The organism is Sphingopyxis sp. H050, from assembly GCF_001468265.1.
In the GTDB taxonomy this organism is placed as follows: domain Bacteria; phylum Pseudomonadota; class Alphaproteobacteria; order Sphingomonadales; family Sphingomonadaceae; genus Sphingopyxis.
This window is the reverse complement of sequence record NZ_LNRZ01000012.1, coordinates 15,012-29,140: the sequence shown is the minus strand read 5'-3', so window position 1 is coordinate 29,140 and position 14,129 is coordinate 15,012. Positions and strand designations below refer to the sequence as shown.

General features: G+C 64.8%; 9 protein-coding genes. 5 read left to right on the top strand and 4 right to left on the bottom strand.

The features are described from left to right. Positions 1–213: 213 nt before the first annotated feature. Both ATE67_RS19155 and ATE67_RS19150 read left to right on the top strand, forming a co-directional pair. Positions 214–1,962, top strand: coding sequence for a hypothetical protein (locus tag ATE67_RS19155; protein ID WP_231728240.1), 1,749 nt, complete (start codon positions 214–216; stop codon positions 1,960–1,962). Positions 1,963–1,966: 4 nt separating this feature from the next. Further along, entirely contained in the window at positions 1,967–6,292 is a 4,326-nt protein-coding gene (locus ATE67_RS19150; RefSeq protein ID WP_058818240.1) for a hypothetical protein, read from the top strand. Here the strand turns inward: ATE67_RS19150 and ATE67_RS19145 are convergent. Next, positions 6,289–8,382 (bottom strand): RelA/SpoT family protein, encoded by a 2,094-nt coding sequence (locus ATE67_RS19145; protein ID WP_058818282.1) that lies wholly within the window; start codon positions 8,380–8,382, stop codon positions 6,289–6,291. The genes ATE67_RS19150 and ATE67_RS19145 overlap by 4 nt on opposite strands. A gap of 276 nt (positions 8,383–8,658) precedes the next feature. Between ATE67_RS19145 and ATE67_RS19140 the strand changes: the two genes are divergently transcribed. The 3 genes from ATE67_RS19140 to ATE67_RS19130 are packed head-to-tail and all read left to right on the top strand — an operon-like array spanning position 8,659 to position 11,148. Then, the gene (locus ATE67_RS19140) at positions 8,659–9,168 is read left to right on the top strand and encodes a winged helix-turn-helix transcriptional regulator (protein ID WP_058818239.1); all 510 of its coding nucleotides are present in this window, start codon (positions 8,659–8,661) and stop codon (positions 9,166–9,168) included. A 58-nt stretch (positions 9,169–9,226) separates the two neighbouring features. Beyond that, entirely contained in the window at positions 9,227–10,345 is a 1,119-nt protein-coding gene (locus ATE67_RS19135) for a sensor histidine kinase (RefSeq protein WP_058818238.1), read from the top strand. Then, positions 10,342–11,148 (top strand): LytR/AlgR family response regulator transcription factor, encoded by an 807-nt coding sequence (locus tag ATE67_RS19130; protein ID WP_058818237.1) that lies wholly within the window; start codon positions 10,342–10,344, stop codon positions 11,146–11,148. The genes ATE67_RS19135 and ATE67_RS19130 overlap by 4 nt, the downstream gene beginning before the upstream one ends. Before the next feature lie 88 nt (positions 11,149–11,236). Here ATE67_RS19130 and ribA read toward each other — a convergent pair whose 3' ends face one another. The 3 genes from ribA to ATE67_RS19115 form a co-directional block, all read right to left on the bottom strand. After that, positions 11,237–12,304, bottom strand: a complete 1,068-nt coding sequence (ribA, locus tag ATE67_RS19125) for a GTP cyclohydrolase II (protein ID WP_058818236.1) — start codon at positions 12,302–12,304, stop codon at positions 11,237–11,239. Next, on the bottom strand, positions 12,301–13,095 hold the full coding sequence (locus ATE67_RS19120; RefSeq protein ID WP_058818235.1) for an exodeoxyribonuclease III: 795 nt from the start codon (positions 13,093–13,095) through the stop codon (positions 12,301–12,303). The genes ribA and ATE67_RS19120 overlap by 4 nt, the downstream gene beginning before the upstream one ends. Before the next feature lie 348 nt (positions 13,096–13,443). Beyond that, positions 13,444–14,088 carry a LolA family protein gene (locus ATE67_RS19115; protein WP_058818234.1) on the bottom strand — a complete coding sequence of 215 codons (645 nt, stop codon included), beginning with the start codon at positions 14,086–14,088 and terminating at the stop codon, positions 13,444–13,446. Positions 14,089–14,129: the final 41 nt, after the last annotated feature.

The window sequence follows — 14,129 nt, the reverse complement described above, 5'->3', positions numbered from 1 at the left end:
ATCGCGACGCTCGCCGCGCAGGGCGCCCCCGGCGCCGATGCGCCGGTGCCGCCGATGGCTGCAGAGCCGCTGACGCTGGACGAAACGATGCGGGCGTTCATCGCCGAACAGCCCGCCGACCAGGTGGATGCGCCGCCCGCTGCGGCGCCGCCGCCCGATGCGCCGCCCGCCGAGGAACTGACCCCGCCGCCGCCGCCCGTCGACTGGCAATTGATGGTGAACGATGACCTCGTTACCCAGATCATCGAGGGCCGTCGCCGTCCGGGCTACACCCCCGACCTGCCCGAACAGCTGACGCAAGACAATGAAGGCGCCCTTCGGCCCCCACCGCCACAGGCTTTTCCGGGAATCGAGGACCAGCTGCCGGTGCCCGACCGCTGGCGCCTGATCGAGACGCTAGGAGTGGTCAAGGAACGCTGGTTCGACCCCTATCACCAGAACACGCTCAAGGGCGACCGCGCGCTCGATCCCGAGAAGGTCAAATGGCTGCCGATCAAGGGGGACGACTGGTTCTTCGTCGCCAACGCGGTGTCCGACACGGTGTTCGAACCGCGCACCTTCCCGATCCCGGTCGGCGTCCAGACCACCGAACGCCCCGGCAGCCTCGACGTCTTCGGCAAGGACCGCAGCTTCGTGCTGGCGCAAACCTTCATCGTCGGCGCGGCGCTGATCAAGGGCTCGACCGCGTTCAAGCCGCCCGACGTCGAATATCGCGTCACGCTTGCCTGGCAGGGAAATTATGTCGACGTGCCCGAACGGCGCGTTCTCGACGTGCGCCCGTCGAAAAAGAGCCATCGCTACGACAGCTTCCTCGGCGTGCAGGAACTGTTCGTCGACAAGCATCTCGGCAACGACAGCGACCGCTACGACTTTCACTCGATTCGTATCGGCATCCAGCCGTTCCAGAGCGATTTCCGCGGTTTCCTGTTCAACGACAGCCAGCTCGGCGTCCGTTTCTTCGGCAACCGCGACAACAACCGCTTCCAGTATAATCTCGCGGCCTTCTGGCGGCTGGAGAAGGATACGAACAGCGGCCTCAACGACATCACCCAGACGCCGCGCGACGATTTCATCTTTACCGCCAACCTCTATCGCCAGGATTTCCCGTTCGTCGGGCTGACCAGCCAAGTCAGCGTGACCTACAATATGAACCGCGAAAAGAACGACATCCAGATCGACCACAACGGCTTCCCGGTCCGCCCGGCGCTGATCGGCGATCTGCGCGGACGCGAATATGACGTCGCCTATCTGGGCTACAGCGCCGATGGCCGTATCGGCCGCATCAACGTTACCGCCAGCTTCTATGCGGCGCTCGGCGAGGACCGAAACAGCTTCTTCACCAGCAAACCCGCCAAGATCCGCGCCGGCTTCGCCGCGGCCGAACTCAGCTATGATTATGACTGGATGCGCTTCCGCCTGTCGGGGCTCTACGCGACCGGCGACAGCGACCCCTATAACAATGTCGAGGCGGGTTTCGACGCGATCTTCGAAAATCCCATCTTCGGCGGCGCCGACACCAGCTACTGGATCCGCCAGACCATCCCCTTCGCGGGCGGCGGGCGCGTCATCTCGATCAGCGGCCGCAACGGCATCCTGAATTCGCTGCGCTCATCGAAGGAAGAGGGGCAGTCGAATTTCAACAATCCCGGCACCATCTTCCTCGGCGCCGGCGCCGATTTCGACCTGTCGCCCGAAACGCGCGTCAGCACCAATTTCAACCATCTCTGGTTCGAGGATACGACGACGCTGCAACAGCTGCGCGTCGAGGGCTCGATCCCCAAGGACATCGGCTTCGACCTGTCGGTCGCCGCGATCTACCGGCCCAAGGCGAACCAGAATATGGTCGGCCGCCTCAGCGCCGCGGTCCTCGTCCCCGGCAAGGGCTTCAAGGACCTGTTCGACAATAAACAGGGGAACAAGGCCTATGTCTCGATCCTCGCCAATATGATCCTGACCTTCTAGGCCGATGATGCGCAAACTCCTCGCCCTCCTTGCTCTCCTCGCCGTCTCGCTGAGCTTCGGCGCGCAGCCTGCGCGTGCTTCGGGCGAGGAAAAGCCGGTCAAGGTCACCTATCGCTTCACGCCGCCGGCGCCGCGCGAGCAGAGCGTCGAGGAAATGGCCGCGAAGTCGCGGGGTTGCTACAGCTGCCACGTCCAGACCGACCAGCCGACGATGCACAAGACGCCCGCGGTGCGCCTCGGCTGCACCGACTGCCACGGCGGCGATGCGACCTCGCCCGAGGCGTTCGGCAAGCCCGAGCTCGGCTATGAGAGCGCGTACAATCTTGCTGCGAAAAAGGTCGCGCATCCGCAGCCGACCCTGCCCGGCGGATGGGGCGGCAGCCCGGCGAACCCGGAGCGCAGCTACACGTTGCTCAACAAGGAATCGCCCGAATTCATCCGCTTCGTGAACCCCAGCGACTATCGCGTCGCCCGCGAGGCGTGCGGCTCCTGCCATCTGGAGACGATCGAGGCGACCGAGCGGTCGCTGATGTCGACCGGCGCGATGCTGTGGGGCGGCGCGGCGTACAACAACGGCATCGTCCCCTATAAGAATTATATCTTTGGTGAGGCCTATACGCGCAAGGGCGAGCCCGCCTGCATCCTGTCGCCCTCCTCGCGGCTGACCAAGGAAGAACAGGCCGAGGCATGCAAACCGAGTTTCGGCTTCGACAAGATTTTGACCGAGGACGAACGCAAGCGCGGCGCGCTGGCCAAAATGTATCCGCTACCGCGCTGGAGCGTGATCCCGCCCGGCGACGTCTTCCGCGTGTTCGAGCGCGGCGGCCGCAACGTCAACACCCAGTTCGCCGAAATCGGCCTGCCGAACCCGACGGGCAGCATCCAGCGGCTCGAAGAACCCGGCCGCCCGGACCTCAAACAGTCGAACCGCGGCCCCGGCACCGGCCTGCGCGTCGCGATTCCCGTGCTCAACATCCACAAGACGCGCCTCAACGACCCCTTCATGTGGTTCATGGGCACCAACGACCAGCCGGGCGACTATCGTCATTCGGGCTGCGCGGGCTGCCACGTCATCTACGCCAACGACCGCGAACCGCGGCACAGCCTGATCTATGCCGACTACGGCCGCGACGGCGAGACCGCGACGGTCGACCCGACGATCAAGGACCGCAAGTACAAGGCCGACGACGGGCACGGACATGGCGGGGATGGCCACGGTGGCGGCGGTTCGGATCATGGCGACGGCGCGAAGCATGCGCCCGATCCCGACCAGCATGGCGCGCTCGTCGATCCCGCCGATGCCAAGGCGGGGACGCAGGCGAAGCCCAGGAAGGACCGCCTCGAATCGGGCCATCCGATCGGCCACGCCTTCACGCGCGCGATCCCGACGTCGCAGTGCATGACGTGCCACATGCACCAGCCGAACATCTTCCTGAATTCCTACCTCGGCTATACGATGTGGGATTATGAATCCGACGCGCCGCAGATGTGGCCGGGGCCGAACAACACCGCGCCGCGCCCGCCGGGGATGAGCGACGCCGACTATCAGAAAAAGTTCAAGCAACAGCATTATCCGACCGCGGCCGAGGTTCACCAGGTCCTCGAACGCAACCCCGAGGCGGCGGCGACGCGCGGGCTGTGGGGCGATGTCGAGTTCCTGCGCGACGTCTATGACGTCAACGACACGAACCAGAACACCCAGTTCGCCGACTACCACGGCCATGGCTGGAACTTCCGCGGCATCTTCAAACGCGACCGCAACGGCAATCTGCTCGACGCCGACGGCAATATGTCGACCTATGGCACCGACACGGCGCACATCGTCGACCCGAACGATCCTGAAAAATGGCGCAAGAGCTGCAGCCGCTACAGCGACCCCAAGGAACGCGACCTTTGCCTGACGACGGCGACTGCCGACGGGCGCGAGGGCAAGTTCGTGCCGCCGGGTCTCAACCCTGGCAAGGCGGTCCATATGATGGACATTCACGCCGAAAAGGGCATGCAGTGCGCCGACTGCCATTTTGCGCAGGATAGCCACGGCAATGGCTATATCCAGGGCGAGGTCGCGAACGCGGTCGAGATCAGTTGCAAGGATTGCCACGGCACCGCCGACGCCCTGCCGAACCTCCTCACCTCGAACGTCGCCGCGCGGCCGCAGGGCACCAATCTGGCATTGCTGCGCAACGGCGACGGCCGCCGCCGCTTCGAATTCCAATATAATGACGACGGCGAAGTCACCGGGCTGATCCAACGCTCGATCGTCGATCCGAAGCTCGAATGGCAGGTCAGCCTCGTCAAACAGGCCGTCACCCCCGGACCGCATTTCAACGCCAAGGCGGCGCGCGCCAAGCTGATGGCGCGCGCGGGGAGCGACGACGGCAAGTTCGAATGGGGCCCCGGCGTCGCGAAGGAGGATCGCGCGCACGGTGACGACAAGATGACCTGCTTCACCTGTCACCTGTCCTGGACCACCAGCTGCGGCGGCTGTCATTTGCCGATCGAGGCGAACTGGAAGACCAAGATGCACCATTTCGAGGGGGAGGAGACGCGCAACTTCGCGACCTACAACCCGCAGGTGGCGCGCGACGAGATGTTCCAGCTCGGCCGCCACATGACGACCAAGCCGGGCGAACCCGGCCCGAACGGCGAGGTGCGCGGGATCATCACCCCGGTGCGATCGACCTCGGCGCTGGTGCTGTCCTCGACCAACCTCAACCGCGAGCGTATCTATATCCAGCAGCCGCCGATCTCGTCGGCGGGCTTTTCGAGCCAGGCCTTCGCGCCGCACTTCCCGCACACCGTCCGCCGTCAGGAAACCAAGCAGTGCACCGACTGCCACCTGTCGGCGGCCGACGACAACAACGCGATCATGTCGCAGCTGATGTTGATGGGCACCAACTTCGTGAACTTCGTCGGGCTCAACGTCTGGTCGGGGCAGGAAGACAGCTTCCAGGCGACGCGCGTCACCGAATGGGACGAGCCGCAGGCGGTGATCGGCAGCTATCTGCAAAAATATGCCTATCCCGACTATTGGGACATGCACGTCAACCGGAACGGCCGCGAGCTCAAGAATTGGGTGCGCGGCAAGGTGTTCGACAAGAAAATCTCGGGCGAAAAATATGCGCTCGAGGAATTCGCGAACATCGCGCAGGACACCAGCGGCCGGGTGAACTGCCTGCAACAGCGCGGCGAATATATGTTCGTCGCCGAGGGCAAGGGCGGCTTCCGCGTCTATGACGTCGCGTCGATCGGCAACAAGGGCTTCTCCGAACGGATCGTCCGCGCGCCCTTCTCGCCGATGGGCCACGACACGCATGTCAAGACGACGAACGCCACCTGCATGGCGATCGGCACCACCCAGCCGATCAGCATCTCGCGCAACGACCATATTGTGAAGGATTTCCCCGAAAATCAGGAGCAGGCCTTCCACCCGCTCTATCGCTATGCCGTGATCACCGACAGCGTCGAGGGGCTGATCCTCGTCGACATCGACACGATGGCCGACGGCGAATTCCGCAACAACAAGCTGACCCGGGCGCTGACCTGGAACGAGGGCAATGTGCTGGCCGGCGCGCGCCATGTGACGCTCGCGGGCAATTATGCCTATATCACCACCGACGCCGGGCTCGCCGTGCTCGACCTGTCGACGCCGCTCGAGCCCAAGGTGACGGCGCAGCTCCCGCTCAGCGATGCGCGCGCCAGCGCGGTGCAGTTCCGCTACCTCTGGGTCACCAATGCCGAGGGCGTCAGCCTGTTCGACATCACCAACATGGCGCAGCCGGTGCCGGTCCCCGCAGGCACCGTCCGTATCGCCAACGCCCGCAAAATCTATCTTGCGCGCACCTATATGTATGTCGCGGCGAAGCAGGACGGCCTCGTGATCGTCGACGTGACGCGCCCTGCCGCGCCCGTCGTCTGGCCCGGACTGACCTTCGACGGCAAGCTGAATGACGCCGAGGATGTCATCGTCGCGTCGACCAACGCCTCGCTCTTCGCCTATGTCGCGGACGGCCGGAACGGCATCAAGGTGCTCCAGCTGACCAGCCCCGACAACCCGGGCCTCTACGGCTTCTCGCCGAAACCGACGCCCGAACTGATCGCCTGGGCCAAGACGCCGTCGCCGGCGATTGCGCTGTCCAAAGGCCTCGACCGCGACCGCGCGGTCGACGAGAGCGGCGGCCAGATCGCCGTCTTCGGCCGCCTCGGCTCGCGCCCGTTCACGCGGCCGGAGATGGAGAAGCTGTTCCTGAACAGCAAGGGCCAGGTCTACAAGGTCCGCGACGAGGTCGACCAGGCCGCGTGGCGCCCGCCTCTGCTCTACGCGAACTAAAGCCGCTCGGCCTGCACCACATTGTCCGACGCGCGCAGCGCCGACAGGATGCGCATGACGTGCTGGACGTCGCGCACCTCGACGACAACGTCATAGGTATGGAAGCCGCCTTCGCGGTTCGACAGGCGCAGGTTTGTGATATTGGCTGAATTGGCGGCGAGGATGCCCGACATTTCGGCGAGCGTGCCGGGCTCGTTGAGGATCACCACGCACAGCCGCGCGTTGCCGCCCTCGCTATCCTCCTGCCAGCGCAGGTCGATCCAGTCGGCGTCGATCCCGTCGGCCAGCTTCGGGCAGTCGATGACATGCACCTCGATCCCCTCGCCCGGCCGCGCGAGGCCGACGATGCGGTCGCCGGGCACCGGGTGGCAGCAGTCGGCGAGCTGATAGGCGACGCCGGGGGTCAGCCCCGCGATCGAGACCGCTGCGCCTTGCGCCAGCTTGCCCGGCTTGGTCTTCATCTCGGCGGTGATGCCGGGGACCAGCGCCTCGAGCACCGCATTGTCGCTGAAACGCTGTTTGGCGATTCCGACATAGAGCGCGGCATCGTCCTCCAGCTTGAGCCGCGTCAGCGCCGCGGCGCGGGCCTTGTCGCCGACCTTGTTGGGCAGCCGCGCGACGATCTCGTCGTACATCTTGCGGCCCAAAGCGGCGAGTTCGACCTTTTCCTTCGACCGGACATGGCGGCGGATCGCCGCGCGCGCCTTGCCGGTGACCGCGAAGCCGAGCCAGGCCGGCTGCGGCACCTGCTTGTCCGAGGATAGGATTTCGACCGTATCGCCGTTCGCGAGCTGGGTGCGCAGCGGCACGAGCCGCCCGTTGACCTTGGCGCCGACGGTGCGGTCGCCGAGCTTGGTGTGCACGGCATAAGCGAAATCGACCGGCGTCGCGCCCTTCGGCAACTGATGCAGGCTGCCCTTAGGGGTGAAAGCGAAGATGCGATCCTGGTACATCGCGATGCGCGTGTTTTCGAGGAACTCGTCGGGATCGTGCGTCTGCTCGAGGATTTCGAGCAGGTCGCGGATCCACCCCGCCTGTCCGTCGGGCACCGTGCCGCCTTGCTTGTACGCCCAGTGCGCGGCGAGGCCGAATTCGGACTGCTGGTGCATGCCCAGGCTGCGGATCTGGATTTCGATCCGCATATTTTGCTGATGCATGATCGTCGTGTGCAGCGACTTGTAGCCGTTGCGCTTGGGCGTCGAGATATAGTCCTTGAAGCGGCCGGGGACCATTTTCCACTTGCGGTGAAGGATGCCCAGCGCGGCGTAGCAATCGGCGTCGGTCGGCGTGATGATGCGAAAGGCGATGATGTCGGTTACCTGCTCGAAGCTGACGTGCCGCTCCTGCATCTTGCGCCAGATCGAATAGGGATGCTTCTCGCGCCCCGAGACCTCGGCCTCGATGCCGTTCTTGGCGAGCAATTCCTTGAACTCGCGGCTGATCGCGGCGACCTTGTCCTTGCCGCCCGCGGTCAGCTTGGCGAGGCGGCCGGTAATCGTCGCATAGGCCTCGGGCTCGAGCTCGCGGAACGCAAGCAGCTGCATCTCGCGCATATATTCATACATGCCGATCCGCTCGGCGAGCGGCGCATAGATATCCATCGTCTCCTTGGCGATGCGGCGGCGCTTGTCGGGATTCTTGATGAAGTGCAGCGTCCGCATATTGTGCAGCCGGTCGGCGAGCTTGACCAGCAGCACGCGGATGTCGTCCGACATGGCGAGCAGGAACTTGCGCAGATTCTCGGCGGCGCGCTCATTCTCGGTCTGCGCCTCGATCTTGCTGAGCTTGGTCACGCCATCGACCAGCCGCCCGACGTCGGCGCCAAACAATCGCTCGATCTCCTCGGGGGTGGTCAGCGTATCCTCCAGCGTGTCGTGGAGCAGCGCGGTGACGATCGTTTCGCTGTCGAGGTGCAGGTCGGTCAAAATGCCCGCGACCTCGACCGGATGGCTGAAATAGGGGTCGCCCGACGCGCGTTTCTGGCTGCCGTGCTTCTGGACCGTGAAGACATAGGCGCGGTTCAGCAACGCCTCGTCGACGTCGGGATCGTAAGCGCGCACGCGCTCGACAAGTTCATACTGTCTGAGCATCGTATCCAATGTCGTTCATGTCGGCGATATTGCAATGCAAAACTTGCCCGCCGCCAATGAGAAAAGGCCGCCGTCCGTCCCCGGGAGAATGAGACGGGCGGCGGCCTGTTGCGGCGCGGTCGGAAGGAGCAAGGGAAGGGAGAGAACCACCCTGTCGGCCGGGCCGGATGCAACCTTTTGCGGTTGCAGTCGGTAAATTGGGAGGAGGGTTGCAAAATGCAACCAAGCGCGCATATTTTTTTGTGCGAAGGGCAAATTTACGTTAGGGCATCGCCTATGGGAAAATTACGCGAACCATTGAACGACATTTATGGCGACAATTGTGCGCTGCCGCTTGCGCTCGAGGCGATGGGCGAGCGCTGGTCGTTCATGATCCTTCGCGCCGCCTTCAACGGCGTCCATCATTTCGAGGAGTTCCAGCAGGAGCTCAGCATCGCGCGCAACATCCTGTCGAACCGCCTGTCGCGGCTCGTCGACCATGGCATCATGGCGCGCGAAGTGATGGCCGAGGATCGTCGCAAGGTTCGCTATCAGCTGACGCAAAAGGGCATCGAACTGCTCCCCGCGATGATCGCGCTGCGCCAGTGGGGCGAAAAATGGGGCGCCGGCGTGCCGTCGACCCCTGTCCTCGTCGATACCACCGACGAACAGCCGATCGGCCCAGTGACGATCACCGCGCACGACGGCCGCACGCTGACCTATGGCGAACTGGTGTGGAAGCACCGGTCGGAACTGCAGCCGCTCGGCCAGGCGCGCGTGCGCATGGCGCCCGTCGCGGCCGAATAGCCTTTTGGCGTCCCGCGCCTTGGCGCTGACCGTTTCTAGCCAGCCCTCCTCGCCGCCGTTGTTCGGATTCTCGAATCCCGAACCCTTTTTCGGCAACAAGGTGCGCGCCTTCTGGAACCTCCAGCTGCTCGGCTGGGCGGCGTGGCTCGGGCTGCGCGGCGTTTCGGGCCTTGCCAACGGCCAGCCCTTCACCTTCCTGATCCCGCAGACGATTTCGGCGATCACCGGCTTTTCGCTGACCTTGATCCTGTCGGTCTGCTACCGCGCGCTGATCAATCGCCGGCCGATCCTGATGTGGGGGGTCAGCTTCGGGCTCGCCGCGATCGCGACGGCGCTCTGGGCCTTCATCGACGCGTGGGTCGCGCAGATCCAGAATCCGCTCAGCGAAGCGGGCTTCACCAGCCTGCTCCTCGGCGCCATCTATATCGACGCGACCTCGCTCGGCGCCTGGTCGGCGCTCTATTTCGCGATCAACTATTTCCTCCAGCTCGAAGAACAGCAGGACCGCATGCTCCGGCTCGAGGCGCAGGCCGCCTCGGCGCAGCTCGCGATGTTGCGCTACCAGCTCAATCCGCATTTCCTGTTCAACACGCTGAACAGCATTTCGACGCTCGTGCTGCTCAAACAGTCCGAACCCGCCAATGCGATGCTGTCGCGCCTGTCCGCCTTCCTGCGCTACACGCTCGCCAACGAGCCGACCGCGCAGGTGACGCTGGCGCAGGAGATCGAGACGCTGAAGCTCTATCTCGATATCGAAAAGATGCGCTTCGAGGACCGTTTGCGGCCGCATTTCCATATCGACCCCGGCTGCGCGCGGGCGCGATTGCCGTCGCTCCTCCTCCAGCCGCTCATCGAAAACGCCATCAAATATGCGGTCACCCCGCAGGAAGAGGGCGCCGACATCACGATTTCGGCTCAACTTGCCGGTCAAAATGTTCGGATTACCGTGTCGGATACCGGCTCGGGATTGTCAGGGGAGGGCGCCGACCCCACCACTGGCGTTGCAACGGAATCGACCGGCGTGGGTTTAGCCAACATCAGGGACCGGCTGGCGCAGGCTTTCGGCGATCAGCACCGGTTCGACGTCCAGACGGGCGCTGAAGGCGGATTTACGGTGGTAATCGAGTTTCCGTTCCAGCCCGACGGGCAAATGACGATTGGAACCGAACGCACATGACGATCAGAACCATCCTGGTGGATGATGAAAAATTGGCGACTCAGGGCCTGCAACTGCGGCTCGAAGCGCATTCGGATGTCGAGGTTGTCGACACCGCGCTGAACGGCCGCGAGGCCATCCGCAAGATCAAGACGCACAAGCCCGACCTCGTGTTCCTCGACATCCAGATGCCGGGATTCGACGGCTTTTCGGTCATTCAGGGCCTGATGGAGGTCGAGCCGCCGCTGGTGGTGTTCGTCACCGCTTACTCCGACCATGCCATCCGCGCGTTCGAGGCGCAGGCGGTCGACTATCTGGTCAAGCCCGTCGAGCCCGAGCGGCTCGCCGACGCGCTCGACCGCGTCCGCCAGCGGCTCACGGAAAAGCGCGGTGCTGCCGAGGTCGAACGGTTGAAGACGGTGCTGGCCGAGGTCGCGCCCGAAGCCGCCGACGATTATGACGCCGAAATCCAGCCCGACGCGCACGCCGCCGACCGCTATGAAAAGATGATCAACATCAAGGATCGCGGCCAGATCTTCCGCGTCGACGTCGACAGCATCGAACGCATCGACGCCGCGGGCGATTATATGTGTATCTATACCGCCGACAACTCGCTGATCCTGCGCGAAACGATGAAGGATCTGGAAAAGCGCCTCGATCCGCGCAACTTCCAGCGCGTGCATCGCTCGACCATCGTCAATCTGTCGCAGGTGAAGCAGGTCAAGCCGCACACCAACGGCGAATGCTTCCTCGTGCTCGGCTCGGGCGCGCAGGTGAAGGTCAGCCGCAGCTACCGCGATGTGGTGGCGCGTTTCGTGCACTAAACAGATCGTCGCCCCCGCGCAGGCGGGGGCCGCAGGCAGCCTAGAGCAACGCCGATAGCGGCCCCCGCCTTCGCGGGGGCGGCGGCTGTTACAATTGATGCCCCGTCCTGTCCCGCTTCGTCGCGAGATATTGCTCGTTATATTTGTTCGTCGGCAGCGCGAGCGGGATCCGCTCGACGACCTCGACGCCTTCCTTCTCCAGCCGCGCGACCTTTTCGGGATTGTTCGTCATCAACCGGATGCGCGGAATGTTGAGCAATTCGAGCATCCGCCCCGCAATCGCGAAGTCGCGCGCCTCGACCGGAAAGCCGAGCCGCAGGTTGGCGTCGACCGTGTCATAGCCCTGATCCTGCAGCGCATAGGCGCGCAGCTTGTTGACGAGACCGATCCCGCGTCCTTCCTGACGCAGGTACAGCAGCACGCCCCAGGGTGCATCGGCCATCGCGTGCAGCGCGGCGTGGAGCTGCGGTCCGCAATCGCATTTCAGGCTGCCGAGCACATCGCCGGTCAGGCATTCGCTGTGCAGGCGCACGACCGGCGGGTTGCCGTCGCGCTTGCCGATGACGAGCGCGACATGGTCCGATGCCTCTTCGGGCGAACGGAACGCGACGATTTCGGCGCTCTCGCTCGCCTCGACGGGCAGGCGCGCGTGCGCGGCGATTTCAAGCCGGCCGGGGTCGAGCAGCGCGGCGGCGTCCTCAACACTGCATTCGGTCTCGGCCTCGCCGACAGCATCCCGCACGAAAAAGGCGGGCAGCAGCCCGGCGTGGCGCGCCATTGTCATCGCGGTTGCGGCGGCCGCCTCGCCGCCGGTCGCGACGGTGCGGAATGGCCCTTTCAGCGGATGGGCGAGGTCGAGCGCCGGATCGGCGATCGCCAGCGCCGCGGCGACCGTGCCGCCGGCGCTCGCCAGCCGTACCGGCCCCGGCGTCGCCGCGACCCGCTGATTGGTCAGCTTCAGCGTCACCGCGCGTTCGCCCGAGAGCAGGACATCGTGGCTGCCGAAGTCGGCGAGCGCCGCGTCGCGCGCGCTTTCGACCGCGAGCAGGTCGAGCGCGCCATCGGCCCCGGTCACGCGGAACGGCCAGCCGCGGCGCAGCGCATCGATCGCGCGCGCGGCCCGGCGGGCGCCGCCAGGGTCGGCGGCGTCGCTCAAAAGGCGAACTCCGTTACGATCGGAATATGGTCGGACGGCCGCTCCCAGCTGCGCGCGGGCTGGACGATGCGGTGCGCGACCGCTTTCGGCATCAGGTCCGGCGTCACCCACATATGGTCGAGGCGGCGGCCGCGGTTCGACGCTTCCCAATCCTTCGCGCGGTAGCTCCACCAGGTGAAGAGCGGCGCGGGCGCCTCGATGAAATGGCGGCCGAGGTCGACCCAGTTCGACGCCGCCTGCAGCCGCGCCAGCGTCTCGACCTCGATCGGCGTGTGGCTGACGACGTCGAGCAGCGCCTTGTGGTTCCAGACGTCGCTTTCCAGCGGCGCGACGTTGAAGTCGCCGGTCAGGATGGTCGGCGTGTCGACGAGCGCCGCGGACCATTCGGTCATGCGGCCGAAGAAATCGAGCTTCTGCCCGAATTTGGGGTTGATCTCGCGGTCCGGAATGTCGCCGCCGGCGGGAATATAGACATTGTCGAGCCGCACGCCCGAGGGCAGCGTCACGCCGATATGGCGCGCCTCGCCGTTCGCCTGCCAGTCATATTTGCGGACATCGGCCAGCGGGATGCGGCTGATCGTCGCGACGCCGTGATGCATGCGCTGGCCGTGGGTGACGATGTGCGTATAGCCAAGCTGTTCGAACATGGCCTTGGGGAACAGGCCGCATTCGACCTTGATCTCCTGGAGGCAGAGCACGTCGGGCGCCTCTTCGCGCAGGAAACGCTCGACGATGCCGATCCGCGCGCGGACGCTGTTGATGTTCCACGAGGCGATGCTGATGGTGCTCATGCCAAGGCTCTATCGGCGCACGCTAGGGTGCGCAACGGCGCACCGCCAAAAACATAAACCCCCGTTCCAGGGGCGGTGGAACGGGGGTTCAAGGTCAGCGTTCGTCACGCTCTTGAATGAAGACACCGGGCGATCCGGATGGGGCAACAGGGGGAAACCCAGAAACCGGAGGCCGTGTTGGCGTCTTCGAGAACCGGAATAGACGCTTTTCCCTGTCGCCAAGCTGAACGGAAAATGGCGGCTTCGCGGCGAAAATGCAGTTCGTCGATGCTGGACGACGGTTGATCCGGAAAAAGAGCGCGGCAGCCGCGAAAAGTTTGCGCGCTCGCGTCGATTTCGTTCAGGTCGCTATCCGCGGCCGCGACGGTTCGGACGCGGATCGGTCCATTTGAACGCCGAATCGGCGACCGCGACATTGAACTTCTGGTTGCTGAGGTCGATGCGCGTGCGGTTGTTCTGCGAATCGAGCGCGACCCAGCCGCGCAGACGCAGCCCGGCCGGCGCCGACCCGTCGCGGATGAACACCATCGTGATCGTGCCATATTCGGGGCGCTTCGGATCCTTCACCTCGACGCTCAGCACGTCGTTGCTGCCGGTCGGCAGCACCTTCGCATATTTGCTGAGGTCGCGATCGGGATCGAGCAGCGCGCCGAGCGGCGAATTCTTCACCGGCCAGCTCTGCACCTGCTTCACCTGATAGTCGATCATCGTCAGGCGGCTGCCGTCGCCGACGATCAGCAGCGGGACGTCCTTCTGATACTGGAAGCGGATCTTGCCTGGGCGCTTCAGCGTCAGCTTGCCCGACAGGCGCTGGCCGTTGCGATCGGTCTGGACGAAGTCGGCGGTCATCGAGCTCGTCGCCTTGAGGTGCGATTGCACCGACGCCAGCGCGCTCGCCGACTGCGCGACGGCGGGGACGCCGATCGCCAGGCCCGCGGCGAGGGCCGGAACGAACGTGAAAGCGGCAAGGCGGGTCAGCTTGGTCTTGATCATCGGGGTCTCACTCTGATTTGTCGGCCTCGGTCGTGGCAGGC